Genomic DNA, 17,541 nt, shown 5'->3' with positions numbered 1-17,541 from the left:
GCGGAATCTGAAGATGGCTGAACCACGTTTCGTACACCTGCGGGTGCATAGCGACTACTCCATGATCGATGGGCTGGCGAAGACCGGGCCGCTGGTAAAAAAGGCTGCCTCCCTTGGCATGCCCGCGCTGGCGATCACCGATTTTACCAACCTGTGTGGCCTGGTGAAGTTCTACGGAACGGCGCACGGTGCGGGAATGAAGCCTATCGTCGGCGCAGATTTTCATGTCCAGAGCGATCTCGTCGGCGATGAAATGACGCAAATCTCCGTGCTGGCAATGAACAACACGGGCTATCAAAACCTCACTCTGCTTATCTCAAAAGCCTATCAGCGCGGATATGGTGCGCTGGGCCCGTGGATCGACAGGGACTGGCTGGCTGAGCTGAACGAAGGGCTGCTGCTGATCTCTGGCGGCCGTATGGGCGATGTCGGTAAATGCCTGCTGCGCGGCAATAGCGCGCTGGTGGATCAATGCGTCTCGTTCTATGAGGAGTATTTCCCGGATCGTTATTATCTGGAGTTGATCCGCACCGGTCGCCAGGACGAAGAGAGCTATCTCCATGCGGCGGTCGCACTTGCGGAAGAACGCGGGCTGCCCGTCGTCGCGACAAACGATGTACGCTTCCTCGAGCCGGGAGATTTTGACGCTCACGAAATTCGCGTGGCGATCCACGATGGCTTCACGCTCGACGATCCGAAACGGCCGCGTAATTACTCCGCTCAACAGTACATGCGCAGCGAGGAGGAGATGTGTGAACTCTTCTCCGATATCCCCGAAGCGCTGGAAAACAGCGTAGAGATCGCCAGGCGCTGTAACGTTACCGTCCGCCTCGGCGAATACTTCCTGCCGCAGTTCCCGACGGGTGACATGACCACGGAAGATTTCCTGGTCGTGAAATCAAAAGAAGGTCTGGAAGAGCGTCTGGAATTCCTGTTCCCGGATGAGGCCGTTCGCAAAGAGAAGCGGCCGCCGTACGATGAGCGCCTGGATATTGAACTCCAGGTCATCAACCAGATGGGCTTCCCGGGCTACTTCCTGATCGTAATGGAGTTTATCCAGTGGTCGAAGGATAACGGCGTACCGGTTGGACCGGGACGTGGCTCCGGTGCGGGATCGCTTGTGGCCTATGCGCTTAAAATTACCGACCTCGATCCGCTGGAATTCGACCTGCTGTTCGAACGTTTCCTTAACCCGGAACGTGTCTCCATGCCCGACTTTGACGTCGACTTCTGCATGGAGAAACGTGACCAGGTGATCGAGCACGTCGCCGATATGTACGGCCGTGATGCGGTATCACAGATTATTACGTTCGGTACGATGGCGGCGAAGGCGGTTATCCGTGACGTCGGCCGCGTGCTGGGCCACCCGTACGGGTTTGTCGATCGTATTTCGAAGCTGGTGCCGCCCGATCCGGGCATGACGCTGGCAAAAGCGTTTGAAGCCGAACCTCAGCTGCCGGAAATCTACGAAGCTGACGAAGAAGTGAAAGCGCTGATCGACATGGCGCGCAAGCTGGAAGGCGTCACGCGTAACGCCGGCAAGCATGCGGGGGGCGTGGTTATCGCCCCGACCAAAATTACCGACTTCGCACCGCTCTACTGCGATGAAGCGGGTGAGCATCCGGTTACTCAGTTTGATAAGAACGACGTAGAATACGCCGGGCTGGTGAAGTTTGACTTCCTCGGCCTGCGTACGCTGACGATCATCGACTGGGCGCTGAAGATGATCAACCCGCGCCGGGAAAAGCAGGGCCTTGAGCCGATAGACATTGCCGCCATCCCGCTCGATGACAAGAAAAGTTTCGACATGCTGCAGCGCTCGGAGACGACAGCCGTCTTCCAGCTTGAATCCCGCGGCATGAAAGATCTGATTAAACGCCTGCAGCCCGACTGCTTCGAAGATATGATCGCACTGGTCGCCCTGTTCCGTCCGGGCCCACTGCAGTCAGGGATGGTAGATAACTTTATCGACCGTAAGCACGGTCGCGAAGAGATTTCTTACCCGGACGTTCAGTGGCAGCATGAAAGCCTGAAGCCGGTGCTGGAGCCAACCTACGGCATTATCCTGTATCAGGAACAGGTCATGCAGATTGCTCAGGTGCTTTCCGGCTATACGCTCGGCGGCGCGGACATGCTGCGTCGTGCGATGGGTAAGAAAAAGCCGGAAGAGATGGCCAAGCAGCGCTCCATCTTTGAAGACGGAGCGAAGAAAAACGGCGTTGACGGCGAGCTGGCGATGAAAATCTTCGACCTGGTGGAGAAATTCGCCGGGTACGGATTTAACAAATCCCACTCCGCCGCCTATGCTTTGGTGTCGTATCAAACGCTGTGGCTGAAAGCGCACTATCCTGCTGAATTTATGGCGGCGGTAATGACGGCCGATATGGACAACACCGAGAAGGTGGTGGGCCTGGTGGATGAGTGCTGGCGTATGGGCCTTAAGATCCTGCCGCCGGATATTAACTCAGGGCTCTACCACTTCCACGTCAACGACGACGGAGAGATCGTTTACGGGATCGGCGCGATCAAAGGCGTGGGCGAAGGTCCGATCGAGGCGATCATCGAAGCGCGTAACAACGGCGGGTATTTCCGCGAGCTGTTCGATCTTTGCGCCCGTACCGATACTAAAAAACTGAACCGTCGCGTGCTGGAAAAACTGATCATGTCCGGCGCGTTTGACAGGCTGGGGCCGCACCGCGCCGCGCTGATGAATTCCCTCGGCGACGCCCTGAAAGCGGCGGATCAGCACGCAAAAGCGGAAGCCATTGGTCAGGCGGATATGTTCGGCGTGCTGGCGGAAGAGCCAGAGCAGATCGAGCAATCTTATTCCAACTGCCAGCCGTGGCCAGAACAGGTGGTACTGGATGGGGAGCGTGAGACGTTAGGCTTGTACCTGACGGGGCACCCGATCAACCAGTACATCAAAGAAATTGAGCGCTATGTCGGCGGCCACAGGCTTAAAGACATGCATCCGACAGAACGTGGTAAAATCACCACGGCTGCGGGGCTCGTGATTGCCGCAAGGGTTATGGTCACCAAGCGCGGTAATCGTATCGGCATCTGTACGTTGGATGACCGTTCCGGGCGTCTGGAGGTGATGTTGTTCACCGACGCGCTGGATAAATACCAGCAATTGCTGGAAAAAGACCGCATACTTATCGTCAGCGGACAGGTCAGCTTTGATGACTTCAGTGGGGGGCTTAAAATGACCGCCCGCGAAGTGATGGACATTGACGAAGCCCGGGAAAAATATGCTCGCGGGCTTGCTATCTCGCTGACGGACAGGCAAATTGATGACCAGCTTTTAAACCGACTCCGTCAGTCTCTGGAACCCCACCGCTCGGGGACAATTCCAGTACATCTCTACTATCAGAGGGCGGATGCACGTGCGCGGTTGCGCTTTGGTGCAACGTGGCGTGTCTCTCCGAGCGATCGTTTACTGAACGATCTCCGTGGCCTCATTGGTTCGGAGCAGGTGGAACTGGAGTTTGACTAATACAGGAATACTATGAGTCTGAATTTCCTTGATTTCGAACAGCCGATTGCTGAGCTGGAAGCGAAAATCGATTCTCTGACAGCGGTAAGCCGTCAGGATGAAAAACTGGATATTAACATCGACGAAGAAGTGCATCGTCTGCGCGAGAAAAGCGTAGAGCTGACGCGCAAAATCTTTGCCGATCTCGGCGCATGGCAGGTGGCCCAGCTGGCTCGCCATCCACAGCGTCCGTACACCCTGGATTATGTCCGCCTGGCGTTTGACGAATTTGACGAACTGGCAGGCGATCGCGCATACGCTGACGATAAAGCTATCGTTGGTGGTATCGCGCGTCTGGACGGACGCCCGGTGATGATCATTGGTCATCAGAAAGGTCGTGAAACCAAAGAGAAAATCCGTCGTAACTTCGGTATGCCAGCACCAGAAGGCTACCGTAAAGCCCTGCGTCTGATGGAGATGGCTGAGCGTTTCAACATGCCAATCATCACCTTCATCGACACCCCGGGTGCATACCCTGGCGTGGGCGCGGAAGAGCGCGGTCAGTCTGAAGCTATCGCGCGCAACCTGCGCGAGATGTCTCGTCTGAAGGTGCCGGTCATCTGTACCGTTATCGGTGAGGGTGGTTCCGGCGGTGCGCTGGCGATTGGCGTGGGCGATAAAGTGAATATGCTGCAGTACAGCACCTATTCCGTTATCTCCCCGGAAGGCTGTGCGTCCATTCTGTGGAAAAGCGCCGACAAAGCGCCGCTGGCTGCAGAAGCAATGGGCATCATTGCGCCACGCCTGAAAGAGCTGAAGCTGATCGATTCCATCATTCCGGAACCGCTGGGTGGCGCTCATCGTAAGCCGGAAGTAATGGCGGCTTCTCTGAAAGCGCAGCTGCTGGCTGACCTGGCAGATCTGGACGTGCTGAGCAAAGACGATCTGCTCAACCGCCGCTACCAGCGTCTGATGACCTACGGTTACGCGTAAGCTTCACAATTATCTGAAAAGCCGCACAATGTTGCGGCTTTTTTTATACCTGCGGTTTAGCCGGACTATGCTTAGCTAATGTTTTTTAAGGAGGAAGCCCATGAATATCATTGCCATTATGGGGCCACACGGCGTCTTCTATAAAGACGAGCCCATCAAGGAGCTTGAGCAAGCCCTGCAGTCGCGCGGGTATCAGCTAATCTGGCCGCACAACAGCGCCGACCTGCTGAAGTTCATCGAGCATAACCCGCGTATCTGCGGCGTGATCTTCGACTGGGACGAATACGATCTCGAACTGTGCAGCGACATCAACAAGCTGAACGAATACCTCCCGCTGTACGCGTTTATCAATACCCACTCAACCATGGACGTCAGCGCCAATGATATGCGTATGGCGCTGTGGTTCTTTGAATATTCCCTCGGCGTGGCGGAAGATATTGCGACCCGCATTCAGCAATACACGAATGAATATCTCGATAACATCACTCCGCCCTTTACCCGCGCGCTCTTCACCTACGTGAAGGAGGGCAAATATACCTTCTGTACGCCAGGTCATATGGCGGGAACGGCCTATCAAAAAAGCCCGGTGGGCTGCCTGTTCTATGATTTCTTCGGTGGCAACACGCTGAAAGCGGACGTGTCGATTTCAGTCACCGAACTAGGCTCCCTGCTGGATCACACCGGCCCGCATCTTGAAGCCGAAGAGTATATCGCCCGCACCTTTGGCGCCGAGCAGAGCTATATGGTGACCAACGGCACGTCGACCTCGAACAAAATTGTCGGGATGTACGCTGCGCCTGCTGGCAGCACCTTGCTGATTGACCGTAACTGCCATAAATCGCTGGCACACCTGCTGATGATGAGCGACGTCGTACCGCTCTGGCTGTCGCCCACGCGTAATGCGCTCGGTATTCTTGGCGGCATTCCGCGCCGGGAGTTCACCCACGAAGCCATTGAAAGTAAGGTCGCGGCAATTCCTGGCGCAAGCTGGCCTGTCCATGCGGTCATCACCAACTCCACCTACGACGGTTTGCTGTACAACACAAACTGGATCAAACAGACGCTGGACGTGCCGTCGATCCACTTCGATTCCGCATGGGTGCCTTACACTAATTTCCATCCGATTTACGCAGGCAAAAGCGGCATGAGCGGTGAACGGTTGCCGGGGAAAGTGTTCTTCGAAACGCAGTCGACGCATAAAATGCTGGCGGCGTTTTCCCAGGCTTCGCTTATTCACATCAAAGGCGAGTACGACGAAGACACGTTCAACGAAGCCTTTATGATGCACACCACCACCTCGCCGAGCTACCCGCTGGTGGCCTCTATTGAAACGGCCGCGGCGATGCTGCGCGGCAATCCCGGTAAGCGTCTCATCAATCGTTCGGTGGAACGCGCGCTGCATTTCCGTAAAGAGGTGCAGCGGCTGAAAGACGAAGCCGACGGCTGGTTCTTTGATATCTGGCAGCCGGAAGAGATTGATGAAGCAGAATGCTGGCCCGTCTCGCCCGGCGAAGACTGGCATGGCTTCCGGGATGCCGATAGCGACCATATGTTCCTCGACCCGGTAAAAGTGACGATCCTGACGCCGGGCATGGATGAGCAGGGCAAGATGAGCGATGAAGGTATTCCGGCCGCGCTGGTCGCGAAATTCCTTGATGAACGTGGCGTGGTGGTGGAAAAAACCGGTCCCTATAACCTGCTGTTCCTGTTCAGCATCGGGATCGACAAAACCCGGGCGATGGGGTTGTTGCGCGGCCTGATGGAGTTTAAGCGGGCCTACGATCTCAACCTGCGGGTGAAGAACATGCTGCCGGATCTCTACGCGGAGGATCCCGACTTCTATCGAAATATGCGCATTCAGGATCTGGCCCAGGGGATCCACAGGCTGATCCGTCAGCACGATCTGCCGCGTCTGATGCTTCAGGCGTTCGATGTCTTACCGGAGATGAAGTTTACCCCGCACAAAGCATGGCAGCGCCAGGTGAAAGGGGAGGTCGAAACCGTCGAGCTGGAAAACCTGGTCGGCCGCGTATCGGCTAACATGATCCTGCCTTACCCGCCGGGCGTTCCGCTCCTGATGCCGGGAGAGATGATTACCGAAGAGAGTCGGGCGGTGCTTGATTTCCTGCTGATGCTCTGTTCGGTAGGGCGGCACTATCCCGGTTTTGAGACGGATATCCACGGTGCGAAGCGCGACGAGAGCGGCGTTTACTGGGTGCGAGTCCTAAAATAAGGGTGACCGCTTGCCAGGCGCGGGTTTTCGGTTGTAACGTTCAGGCATCATAAAAAGGAGAAGCTATGCTGGGTTTAAAAGCTGTTCATCATATTGCGATCATTGCGACCGATTACGCGAAAAGTAAGGCCTTCTACTGCGACATCCTGGGCTTTACGCTCATGAGCGAGGCCTACCGCGAGGAACGTGACTCCTGGAAGGGCGATCTGGCGTTAAACGGGCAATATGTGATTGAGCTGTTCTCTTTTCCTTTTCCGCCTGCGCGTCCCTCCCGCCCGGAAGCCTGCGGCCTGCGTCATCTTGCCTTCAGCGTCGATGACCTGGATAGCGCAGTTAAGCATCTGGAAGCGCACGGCGTGACGTGCGAAGCGATACGCGTCGATCCGTTCACCGACAAGCGCTTTACCTTTTTCAACGATCCGGACGGCCTGCCGCTGGAGCTTTATCAGCAGTAATGGTTGTCCTGTGTGATAATGCCCGCTCAGTTCGGGCATTTTTTATGTGTAATCTCCTATGACCTTACCCGCTATCGCACAAGCCGTTTCACCGTACCGCCAGCTGCTGGTGGGGTTTAGCGGTGGCCTGGATTCTACCGTGTTGCTGCATCGCCTTAAGCTTTGGCGCGATCGGGAACCTGACGTCCAGCTTCGGGCGATGCATATTCACCACGGATTAAGTCCTCACGCAGAGGCGTGGGTGGTGCACTGTGAAGCCTTGTGTGCGGCCTGGGCGATCCCGCTCATCGTTGAGCGCGTCACGCTTGCGGAGGAGGGGCTGGGCATCGAAGCGCAGGCGCGGAAAGCCCGCTATGCCGCATTTGCCGGGGCATTACGTCCTGGAGAAGCGCTGGTCACGGCCCAGCATCTGGACGATCAGTGTGAAACCTTTCTGCTGGCCCTTAAGCGGGGCAGCGGCCCGGCGGGACTTTCTGCCATGCCGACGCGTTCTGAATTTGCCGGCACAACGTTACTGCGTCCGCTGCTTGGCGAGACGCGGGCCTCACTGGAAGCCTGGGCGCGAGAACATCAGCTGAACTGGATCGAAGATGAGAGTAACCAGGATGACGGCTATGACCGTAACTTCCTGCGTCTGCGCGTCCTCCCGCTTTTAGGCGAGCGCTGGCCGCATTTCGCCGACGCGACGGCAAGAAGCGCCATGCTGTGCGCCGAACAGGAATCGTTGCTGGATGAACTGTTGAGCGACGAGCTGGCTGCACTCATTTCTGCCGACGGGGCGTTGGCGATCGCACCGATGAAAGCGATGAGCCCGGTACGTCGCGCCGCGCTGTTACGGCGCTGGCTGGCCTTTCATCGCGCCGCGATGCCGTCGAGGACAATGCTGAGCCGTATCTGGGACGAAGTCGCACTGGCGCGGGATGATGCTTCTCCGTGCGTCCACCTGAACGGTTTTGAGGTTAGACGTTATAAAGGGGAGCTCTGGTGGATAAAATCCATGCCCTCTCTGACCGATGTGGTGCTCGACTGGCTTTCTCCTGACGCGCCGCTGATATTGCCCTGTGAGGCAGGACGCGTTTCTCTTCTGTCGTCTGGTCATGTGCGGCTGCCTAAGCCCGATGAACCTGTCACCGTGCGCTTTAAGGCTGGCGGCATGCTGCATATCGTCGGGCGCAACGGGGGACGAAAGCTGAAGAAAATATGGCAGGAGTGCAACGTGCCGTCGTGGCTGCGCGACACCACGCCGCTACTGTTCTACGGTGAAACGCTTATCGCTGCGGCAGGGGGGTTCATCACGGAAGAGGGGTGGTCAGAAGAGGGCGTTCGTTTTGAGTGGCAGAAAGCGTAACGGGCAGCCAGGCTGCCCGTTAGTGTCATCAGGATTCGCTCACCACGACGGTGCCGATTTGCGGGTGGCTGAAGCTGGCTATTTTGTCCAGACGCAGCTCACGCGTCGCACCGGCGTCTTCCACTATCAGGTATTCCACATTCTTTCGTGAAACCAGATCGCTGGCTTTCGCCTTCAACACTTCGCCATCTTTTAGCTCCAGCGTCAGTAATAAATGATGCTGGCAGGCGAGTTCGAGGTTGTCATAGTCATCACAATTGATGGGTTGATAAGTATCATTCATCGACATAATCGCTCACCAGTAAATTCGCCGCAGCATACGCTGCTTTTTCCCTGACCGACTCTGAAAGGCTCTCATCAGAGGCCACTTCATTAAGCACCTTCAATACACAGCCCAACGCGTCCGGGACATACCCCAGATCTCCGCTGGCGATTTCCGCATACCGTTTGCGAATTAACTCACAATAATTATTCACATCCCCTCCCGCCAGCGCACTGACTTACTGTGAGATATCATTAAGCCTACGAAGATAAACTCGGTTTAGCAAGGTGACTATACCATACTCATTTAAGCAATATCAGAGCCTTGATAGCGGTGTATTTAACACCCTGTAACAGCCTTTTGCCGCGGTTTTCGCTACAATGTGCGCCTGATTCGAATGGAGTTCTCTCATGGCGCTGAAAGCGACAATTTATAAAGCTGTGGTCAATGTGGCCGATCTGGATCGCAACCAGTTCCTCGATGCGTCGCTTACGCTGGCACGCCACCCCTCCGAAACTCAGGAGCGCATGATGCTGCGCCTGCTGGCGTGGATTAAGTATGCCGACGAGCGTCTGCAGTTTTCCCGTGGGTTAAGCGCAGAAGACGAGCCTGAAGCCTGGCTGCGCAACGATCATCTGGGTATCGATTTGTGGATCGAACTCGGCCTGCCTGACGAGCGCAGAATTAAGAAGGCCTGCACCCAGTCCGCTGAAGTGGCCTTATTCGCGTATAATCAGCGCGCTGCGGAGATCTGGTGGCAGCAAAACAAGAGCAAGTGCGGACAGTTTAAAAATCTCACGGTCTGGTATCTGGATGATGAGCAGCTGGCGCAGTTGAGCGAATTTGCCAGCCGGACCATGGTTTTGCAGGCGACGATTCAGGATGGCGCCATCTGGCTCTCTGATTCTCAGAATAATCTGGAAATTCATTTGACGGCGTGGCAACCCGCGTCATGATCGTCTTGTCCCGAAACGTCAGCATCCCTGACAGCGAGCTGGAGATCACCGCCATTCGTGCGCAGGGGGCTGGCGGGCAGCACGTCAACAAGGCGTCGACGGCTATCCATTTGCGTTTTGACATTCGGGCCTCAAGCCTGCCAGAGTATTATAAAGAAAGCCTGCTTGCCGCCAGCCATCACCTGATCACCAGCGATGGCGTGATTGTGATCAAAGCCCAGGAGTACCGCAGCCAGGAGCTCAACCGGGAAGCGGCGCTAGCCAGGCTAGTGGCGGTCATCAAAGAGCTAACGGCAGTACAAAAAAGCCGCCGGGCAACGCGGCCGACCCGCGCATCGAAAGAGCGTCGGTTGTCCTCGAAGGCCCAAAAATCCACAGTGAAAGCACTACGCGGTAAAGTTCGTCGCCCGACAGAGTGACGAAAGGGAACACACTTTTCATAAGGAATTCATTGTGAAAAAAGCATTATGGTCAGCGCTGGCAGTGAGTACGCTGTTTGCGCTTTTTGGGTGTAACAACCGCTCCGAAACGCAGGTTTTACAACCCACGCAAACGGAAGAATTAAAACCGATGCAGCAAAGCTGGCGCGGCGTATTGCCTTGCGCGGACTGTGAAGGCATTGAAACGTCTCTGTTCCTGCAAAAAGATGGCACCTGGGTGATGAATCAGCGCTATCAGGGCGCTAAAGAGCCTTCTTCTTTTGCCACTTATGGAACATGGGCGCGTACGGCAGAGAAGCTGGTCCTGACGGATACCTCCGGTGAGAAAACCTTTTTCCGCGCCAAAGGCGAGGGGATGGAGATGCTCGACCGCGAAGGCAACCCGATTGAATCCCAGCTCAACTACACGCTGGCGCCGGTAAAAGCGGCTCTGCCTGCCACGCCGATGGCAATGCGGGGGATGTACTTCTATATGGCGGATGCGGCGATCTTTACCGACTGCGCAACCGGCAGGAAGGTCAGCGTGGCAAACAATGCGCAGCTTGAACGTGATTACGCTGTGGCACGCGGCAATGACAGTAAGCCGGTACTGCTGACGGTTGACGGTCACTTTACGCTGGAGCCAAACCCGGATAGCGGGGAGATGGTGAAAACGCTGGTGGCAGATAAAGACGCGAAGTTTGTTGCGGGTAAAGACTGTAACAGTAAATAAGCCGACGCTGAGCCATTAAAAAACCCCGCCTGAGCGGGGTTTTTGTTTAGCCTTTGATGGCTTTCACCAGGTAATCAAGAATGTCGCCGGTCTTGATCATCTGTTTCTCGCCGCTGCGACGGTATTTGTATTCAATCTCATCGCTGTCGAGGTTACGGTCGCCGATGACGACGGTGTGCGGGATACCGATCAGTTCCATATCGGCAAACATCACGCCCGGACGCTCTTTACGGTCATCCATCAGCACTTCGATACCCTGAGCGCGCAGCTCGGCATACAGCTTCTCGGCCAGCTCCTGCACGCGGTAAGACTTGTGCATGTTCATTGGCAGAATGGCCACCTGGAACGGCGCAATATTGTCCGGCCAGACGATGCCGCGTTCGTCGTAGTTCTGCTCAATCGCCGCAGCCACCACGCGCGTCACCCCGATACCGTAGCAACCCATGGTCAGGATCTGGTTACGGCCATCTTCACCCTGAACGGCCGCGTTCAGCGCGCGAGAGTATTTATCACCCAGCTGGAAGATATGACCCACTTCGATGCCGCGCTTAATCATCAGGGTACCCTGGCCGTCCGGGCTTGGATCGCCTGCAACCACGTTACGGATGTCAGCCACTTCCGGCGTCGCCACGTCGCGATCCCAGTTGATGCCGAAGTAATGTTTACCGTCGATGTTCGCACCTGCGGAGAAGTCGCTCATTGCCGCAACCGTGCGGTCAATGACAACAGGCACCGGTAGATTGACTGGACCCAGTGAACCTGGACCCGCATTCACCACGGCGCGGATTTCCGCTTCCGTTGCGAAGGTCAGCGGGCTGGCTACCTGCGGCAGCTTCTCGGCTTTCACTTCGTTCAGCTCGTGATCGCCACGCACCAGCAGGGCAACCAGCGGGTAAGCGCTGCCTTCGGTGGATTTCACCAGCAGCGTTTTCACGGTTTTTTCGACAGGCAGATTGAACTGCTCAACCAGCTCGGCAATGGTTTTAGCGTTTGGCGTATCAACCAGCGTCATCTCTTGCGTTGCCGCCCCGCGTGGTTCTTTTGGCGCCAGCGCTTCTGCAAATTCGATATTCGCCGCGTAATCTGAAGAGTCAGAGAAGATCACATCGTCTTCACCGCTCTGCGCCAGGACCTGGAACTCATGGGATGCGCTACCGCCGATGGAGCCGGTATCGGCCTGCACAGCACGGAAATCCAGACCCATGCGGGAGAAGATTTTGCTGTACGCCGCGTACATTGCGTCGTAAGTCTCTTGCAGTGATTCCTGAGAGGTATGGAATGAGTAAGCATCTTTCATCAGGAATTCGCGAGAGCGCATGACGCCGAAACGTGGGCGAACTTCGTCACGGAACTTGGTCTGGATCTGGAAGAAGTTCAGCGGCAGCTGTTTGTAAGAGCTCAGCTCATTACGAATCAGGTCGGTAATGACTTCTTCATGCGTTGGGCCGAGAACGAAAGGACGCTCGCCGCGATCGACAAAGCGCAGCAGTTCAGGACCATATTGTTCCCAACGGCCGCTCTCCTGCCACAGGTCAGCGGGCTGAACCACAGGCATGGACACCTCGATAGCACCGGCGTTGTTCATCTCTTCACGCACGATGTTTTCGACTTTTTTCAGGACGCGCACGCCGGTCGGCAGCCAGGTATATAACCCGGAGGCCAGCTTGCGGATCATCCCGGCGCGCAGCATCAGCTGATGGCTGATCACTTCGGCGTCGGCAGGCGTCTCCTTCAGAGTGGAGAGCAGATATTGGCTAGTACGCATGTTGTTACGGTTCCATTTCGACGATTGGAACAGGCTGAAACACCAGCCTGACACAAAAAAAGTGGTTTAGTTTACCAGTGTGGCAAAGATGCCAAAAGAGAGGAGAACAAAATTACCTGGGTTCAAGGGCAAACACTTCAAAACCTGCTCCGGTGACGCGCCAGCGAACGTTGAAATCAAGCAGCCAGACGGCGTACGTTTTTCCTTCTTCCTCTTCTTTACGGTAGGCCGGACGCGGGTCCTGTGCCAGAACTTCAGTGATGAAATCCCGTAAGCGAGGATAGCGTTTCTCCAGCTGGCCGATCTGCGCGGTTATCTCTGGCGTAAAATAAACAGGCATGTCCGCCTGCGGTGCGTCCTGAGCATAACTTGCACGCGCGTCCGGGAGCGCTTCGGCGAAGGGCAGATAGGGTTTGATGTCGATTACCGGCGTGCCGTCTACCAGGTCCAGGCTACCTAACTCCAGTATCACCCGATCTTTCTGGCAGCGTATGCCTTTCAGTTCAACCAGCGACATGCCAACCGGGTTTGGGCGGAAGGTCGAGCGGGTCGCAAACACGCCCATTCTCGCATTTCCGCCAAGACGAGGAGGGCGCACGGTAGGACGCCAGCCGCCTTCCATCGTCTGGTGAAACACGAACACCACCCATAAATGGCTGAAAGCCTCGAGCCCGCGTACCGCATCGGCCTGATTGTAAGGCGCAATCAGGTGAAGCTCACCGCTTCCGCTGGTGACCAGACCGGGCTGGCGGGGGACGGCGAACTTCTCTTTATAAGGAGAGTGGATAACGCCTATCTGCTCGAACTGAAATGCACTCATTTCGCCGTGATGTTCAGCGCAGAACCGATGCAAACCGCCTGACGGTAGCAGCCCGGCGTGCCGCTGGTGACTTCGCAGCTGTGCAGCAGAACCGCGTTGGCTTTCATTTTTGCGGCATTAATCTGCATACGTTTACGCGCTGTCGGAATATTCGGTGGTGAGTCCTGATTGGTAGCCTGACAGGATTCGCCGCTCACTTCGCCCAATTCACGGAACGGTTTACCGACGAGTTCGTCTGCTTTCGTGATAATGCGAACCGGCGCAGGGCGAACCACTTTCGGTTTTGCAGGCTCTGTTTTTGGCGGGGTTGCCGTGCTTTGAACAGGTTCAACGGGAGATCTGCTTAGCATAGAACAGCCGCTCAGCATGAGTGCTAAAAGACAGATCGGTAAAGCACGCATAATAGTTCCTCAATGGATAATCAAAACGTCAGATATTGAATCAGTTGACTGCACAAATGACAAGACGGGCATAAGCCCGTCCTGATGATATTACACTGAGGTGAGATTACCAGCCTTTAACAGCGCCGCCGTTAAACACTTTGTTGGCTTCCTGGTAAACTTCATCAGACTGATAAGCCTGAACGAATTTCTTCACGTTTTCCGCGTCCTTGTTGTCTTCGCGAGTCACGATCAGGTTAACGTACGGGGAGTCTTTATCTTCAACGAAGATACCGTCTTTAGCCGGCGTCAGGCCAATCTGGCTGGCATAAGTGGTGTTGATCACGGCCAGGGCAATCTGCGCATCGTCCAGAGAACGTGGCAGCTGCGGTGCTTCCAGTTCAACAATTTTCAGATTTTTCGGGTTCTCGGTGACATCCAGAACGGTTGGCAGCAGGCCAACACCGTCTTTCAGTTTGATCAGGCCCACTTTCTGCAGCAGCAGCAGGGAACGGCCAAGGTTGGTTGGGTCGTTAGGCACGGCAACCTGAGAGCCCGGCTGCAGCTCGTCCAGCGATTTAATTTTCTTAGAGTAACCGGCAATTGGATAAACGAAGGTGTTACCAACACCCACCAGTTTATAGCCACGATCTTTGATCTGCTGATCCAGGTATGGCTTATGCTGGAAGGCGTTAGCGTCGATATCGCCTTTGCTCAGCGCTTCGTTCGGCAGAACGTAATCGTTGAAGGTCACCAGCTCAACGTCCAGGCCATACTTCTCTTTCGCCACTTTCTGAGCAACTTCAGCAACCTGTTGTTCTGCACCCACGATAACGCCCACTTTAATGTGGTTTGGATCTTTTTCGTCCTGACCGCAACCCACCAGTGCCAGAGAGCCGATCAGCGCGCCTACTGCTGCAAAGGTCTTTAATTTAAACGCCATGTTTTATCCTTAACTCGTAGAGTTTGTGTTGTGTGTAACGTTATTTGTGAGTAACGGTCCGGACGATGCGATCGCCGGAGAACTGGATTAAATAAACCAGAACAACCAGCAATACCAGAACGGTATTCATCACGGTAGCGTTATATCCAATATAGCCGTACTGGTAACCAATCTGGCCTAAACCGCCAGCGCCAACTGCGCCACCCATTGCGGAATAACCGACCAGCGTGATGAGCGTGATGGTTGCCGCGTTCACCAGGCCTGGCAGTGCTTCCGGGAGCAGGACTTTGCGGACGATCTGCATCGGCGTTGCGCCCATCGCGCGTGAGGCTTCGATCAAACCGGTTGGGATCTCCAGCAGGGCGTTTTCCACCATACGGGCGATAAACGGCGCAGCCCCTACGGTCAGCGGAACAATGGCCGCCTGCAGACCGATAGACGTTCCGACGATCACGCGGGTAAACGGAATCATCCACACCAGCAGAATAATGAAGGGAATAGAACGGAAGATGTTCACCAGCGCAGAGAGCGTACGGTACAGTTTCGCGTTCTCAATGATTTGACCCGGACGCGTCACGTACAGCAATACGCCGACCGGCAGGCCAATCACAAAACCAAAGAAGCCAGAGACAAAGGTCATTGCCAGCGTTTCCCAAACGCCGCGAACCAGCAGCCACATCATCGGCTCAGACATAACCCAGTACCTCTACTTTTACGTGGTGTTCTTGCAGCCAGGCAATCGCGGCCTGGGTTTCTTCTTGTGTGCCGTGCATTTCTGTCAGCATGATGCCGAACTTCACGCCACCGGCGTAATCCATCTGCGCGCTGATGATGTTGTTGTTTACGTTAAAGCGACGCGCGGTTTCGGAAAGCAGGGGAGCGTCAACGGACTGACCGGTGAACTCCATGCGCAGCATCGGGACGCTGTCTGCTGCGGGTTCGGTTTTCAAACGCTCCAGATAATCTTCCGGAATATCCAGATGCAGCGTGGACTGGATGAACTGCTGTGCCAGCGGCGTCTTCGGATGCGAGAACACTTCACTTACCGTGTCCTGCTCGATCAGTTCACCGTTGCTGATGACCGCCACGCAGTCGCAGATGCGTTTCACCACGTCCATCTCATGCGTAATAAGGAGGATCGTCAGGCCCAGGCGACGGTTAATGTCTTTCAGCAGTTCCAGAATCGAACGCGTGGTTGCCGGATCCAGTGCGCTGGTGGCTTCATCGCACAGCAGTACCTTAGGATTACTTGCCAGCGCGCGGGCAATGGCCACACGCTGCTTTTGCCCACCGGACAGATTTGCCGGGTAGCTATCATGCTTGTCGCCCAGACCCACGAGGTCGAGCAGTTCGGTGACGCGACGCTTCACTTCTTCTTTTGGCGTATTATCCAGCTCAAGCGGCAGGGCAACGTTGCCGAACACGGTGCGGGAAGCCAGCAGGTTAAAGTGCTGGAAGATCATGCCAATCTGACGACGCGCTTTGGTGAGTTCTTTCTCTGAGAGGGCGGTAAGTTCCTGGCCGCCAACTTCTACGCTGCCCTGGGTTGGGCGCTCAAGCAGGTTAACACAACGAATCAGCGTGCTTTTACCTGCACCCGATGCGCCAATGACGCCATAAATTTGACCAGCAGGAACATGCAGGCTGACGTTGTTCAGCGCCTGAATGGTTCGGTTCCCCTGCTGGAACACTTTGGTGATATTGGAAAGTTTAATCATTAGATTATTTTTATCGTATGTAAGTTAGTCGTGGCATTTTCTTCTGCCAGATACGGGTGATGACCGTAAACAAAACGGATGTTAAGGCATCCAGACGTCTAAATCAATCCAACTCTGTACGATGAGCACTTTATTGCGCTGCGATTCATGAGATACTAGTCGAACATGCCTTTTTCAGGAGCAAACCGGTGGCAAAATCAGTACCCGCAATTTTTCTCGATCGTGATGGCACTATTAATGTGGATCACGGTTATGTTCATGAGATTGATGAGTTCGAGTTTATCGAGGGCGTAATAGATGCCATGCGCCAGCTGAAAGAGATGGGTTATGCGCTGGTGGTTGTGACGAACCAGTCCGGTATTGCACGCGGTAAATTCACCGAGGCGCAGTTCGAGACGCTGACGGAATGGATGGACTGGTCGCTAGCCGACCGCGGTGTGGATCTCGACGGCATCTACTATTGTCCGCACCACCCGCAGGGAACCATTGATGCGTATCGTCAGACCTGCGACTGCCGTAAGCCGCATCCCGGGATGTTCATCTCTGCACAGGAGTTCCTGCACATTGATATGTCTGCTTCTTATATGGTCGGCGATAAATTGGAAGATATGCAGGCAGCAGCAGCAGCGGGTGTAGGAACCAAAATATTAGTTCGCACCGGTAAGCCAGTGACGCCAGAAGCAGAAAATGCAGCGGATTGGGTGATTAATAGTCTGGCCGAACTGCCAAAAGAGATTAGAAAGCACCAAAAATAGCCTTTTTGGTGAAAAGATGAGCGGTTGAAATAAAAATGCATTTTTCCGCTTGTCATTCCTCGGCGGCCCCCTATAATGCGCCTCCATCGACACGGCGGATGTGAAACACTTCACAAACAAGCCGGTCGGTTGAAGAGAAAAATTCTGAAATAACGGGTTGACTCTGAAAGAGGAAAGCGTAATATACGCCACCTCGCAACGGTGAGCGAAAGCCGCGTTGCACTGCTCTTTAACAATTTATCAGACAATCTGTGTGGGCACTCAAAGTGACATGGATTCTTAATGT

Annotated in this window: 17 protein-coding genes; 9 read left to right on the top strand and 8 right to left on the bottom strand. The window is 55.1% G+C overall.

Annotation, left to right across the window (positions count from 1 at the left end; all coding sequences use genetic code 11):
• Positions 1 to 13: 13 nt before the first annotated feature.
• The 5 genes from dnaE (at position 14) to tilS (ending at position 8,504) form a co-directional block, all read left to right on the top strand.
• On the top strand, positions 14 to 3,496 hold the full coding sequence (gene dnaE, locus ACWKXN_RS10910; RefSeq protein WP_033144674.1) for a DNA polymerase III subunit alpha: 3,483 nt from the start codon (positions 14 to 16) through the stop codon (positions 3,494 to 3,496).
• A gap of 12 nt (positions 3,497 to 3,508) precedes the next feature.
• On the top strand, positions 3,509 to 4,468 hold the full coding sequence (gene accA, locus ACWKXN_RS10905; RefSeq protein ID WP_023310466.1) for an acetyl-CoA carboxylase carboxyl transferase subunit alpha: 960 nt from the start codon (positions 3,509 to 3,511) through the stop codon (positions 4,466 to 4,468).
• A 100-nt stretch (positions 4,469 to 4,568) separates the two neighbouring features.
• Positions 4,569 to 6,701 carry a lysine decarboxylase LdcC gene (locus ACWKXN_RS10900; RefSeq protein ID WP_454543781.1) on the top strand — a complete coding sequence of 711 codons (2,133 nt, stop codon included), beginning with the start codon at positions 4,569 to 4,571 and terminating at the stop codon, positions 6,699 to 6,701.
• 65 nt (positions 6,702 to 6,766) lie between these two features.
• A complete protein-coding gene (locus ACWKXN_RS10895; protein WP_023334583.1) occupies positions 6,767 to 7,156 on the top strand; it encodes a VOC family protein in 390 nt (129 codons plus the stop codon).
• Positions 7,157 to 7,214: 58 nt separating this feature from the next.
• Positions 7,215 to 8,504, top strand: a complete 1,290-nt coding sequence (tilS, locus tag ACWKXN_RS10890) for a tRNA lysidine(34) synthetase TilS (protein WP_454543780.1) — start codon at positions 7,215 to 7,217, stop codon at positions 8,502 to 8,504.
• 28 nt (positions 8,505 to 8,532) lie between these two features.
• Here the strand turns inward: tilS and rof are convergent, their stop codons facing one another.
• Both rof and ACWKXN_RS10880 read right to left on the bottom strand, forming a co-directional pair.
• Entirely contained in the window at positions 8,533 to 8,793 is a 261-nt protein-coding gene (gene rof / locus ACWKXN_RS10885) for a Rho-binding antiterminator (protein ID WP_008501890.1), read from the bottom strand.
• The gene (locus tag ACWKXN_RS10880) at positions 8,780 to 8,980 is read right to left on the bottom strand and encodes a YaeP family protein (protein WP_008501889.1); all 201 of its coding nucleotides are present in this window, start codon (positions 8,978 to 8,980) and stop codon (positions 8,780 to 8,782) included. The genes rof and ACWKXN_RS10880 overlap by 14 nt, the downstream gene beginning before the upstream one ends.
• A 196-nt stretch (positions 8,981 to 9,176) precedes the next feature.
• Between ACWKXN_RS10880 and ACWKXN_RS10875 the strand changes: the two genes are divergently transcribed.
• Genes ACWKXN_RS10875 through nlpE form a run of 3 tightly spaced genes read left to right on the top strand, consistent with a single transcriptional unit; the run spans position 9,177 to position 10,874 of the window.
• Entirely contained in the window at positions 9,177 to 9,722 is a 546-nt protein-coding gene (locus tag ACWKXN_RS10875; protein WP_033144678.1) for a YaeQ family protein, read from the top strand.
• Positions 9,719 to 10,141 carry an alternative ribosome rescue aminoacyl-tRNA hydrolase ArfB gene (arfB, locus tag ACWKXN_RS10870; RefSeq protein WP_048974973.1) on the top strand — a complete coding sequence of 141 codons (423 nt, stop codon included), beginning with the start codon at positions 9,719 to 9,721 and terminating at the stop codon, positions 10,139 to 10,141. Before ACWKXN_RS10875 ends, arfB begins: the two co-directional genes overlap by 4 nt.
• Positions 10,142 to 10,175: 34 nt before the next feature.
• Positions 10,176 to 10,874 carry an envelope stress response activation lipoprotein NlpE gene (nlpE, locus tag ACWKXN_RS10865; protein ID WP_039260572.1) on the top strand — a complete coding sequence of 233 codons (699 nt, stop codon included), beginning with the start codon at positions 10,176 to 10,178 and terminating at the stop codon, positions 10,872 to 10,874.
• Between the two features lie 46 nt (positions 10,875 to 10,920).
• Here the strand turns inward: nlpE and proS are convergent, their stop codons facing one another.
• The 6 genes from proS to metN form a co-directional block, all read right to left on the bottom strand.
• Complete coding sequence (gene proS, locus ACWKXN_RS10860; protein WP_033144681.1) at positions 10,921 to 12,639, bottom strand: proline--tRNA ligase; 1,719 nt, start codon at positions 12,637 to 12,639, stop codon at positions 10,921 to 10,923.
• A gap of 112 nt (positions 12,640 to 12,751) precedes the next feature.
• Complete coding sequence (gene tsaA, locus ACWKXN_RS10855) at positions 12,752 to 13,459, bottom strand: tRNA (N6-threonylcarbamoyladenosine(37)-N6)-methyltransferase TrmO (RefSeq protein WP_064673261.1); 708 nt, start codon at positions 13,457 to 13,459, stop codon at positions 12,752 to 12,754.
• Positions 13,456 to 13,860, bottom strand: a complete 405-nt coding sequence (gene rcsF, locus ACWKXN_RS10850; protein ID WP_008501883.1) for an Rcs stress response system protein RcsF — start codon at positions 13,858 to 13,860, stop codon at positions 13,456 to 13,458. The genes tsaA and rcsF overlap by 4 nt, the downstream gene beginning before the upstream one ends.
• 106 nt (positions 13,861 to 13,966) lie before the next feature.
• Entirely contained in the window at positions 13,967 to 14,782 is an 816-nt protein-coding gene (metQ, locus tag ACWKXN_RS10845; RefSeq protein ID WP_014168729.1) for a methionine ABC transporter substrate-binding lipoprotein MetQ, read from the bottom strand.
• A gap of 40 nt (positions 14,783 to 14,822) precedes the next feature.
• Entirely contained in the window at positions 14,823 to 15,476 is a 654-nt protein-coding gene (locus tag ACWKXN_RS10840) for a methionine ABC transporter permease MetI (protein WP_014168730.1), read from the bottom strand.
• The gene (gene metN, locus ACWKXN_RS10835; RefSeq protein ID WP_023310475.1) at positions 15,469 to 16,500 is read right to left on the bottom strand and encodes a methionine ABC transporter ATP-binding protein MetN; all 1,032 of its coding nucleotides are present in this window, start codon (positions 16,498 to 16,500) and stop codon (positions 15,469 to 15,471) included. The genes ACWKXN_RS10840 and metN overlap by 8 nt, the downstream gene beginning before the upstream one ends.
• Before the next feature lie 188 nt (positions 16,501 to 16,688).
• Between metN and gmhB the strand changes: the two genes are divergently transcribed.
• Entirely contained in the window at positions 16,689 to 17,255 is a 567-nt protein-coding gene (gmhB, locus tag ACWKXN_RS10830) for a D-glycero-beta-D-manno-heptose 1,7-bisphosphate 7-phosphatase (protein ID WP_048978979.1), read from the top strand.
• Positions 17,256 to 17,541: the final 286 nt, after the last annotated feature.

Source organism: Enterobacter sp. UPMP2060 (assembly GCF_053709655.1).
This window is presented reverse-complemented; position numbering and strand designations above follow the sequence as displayed.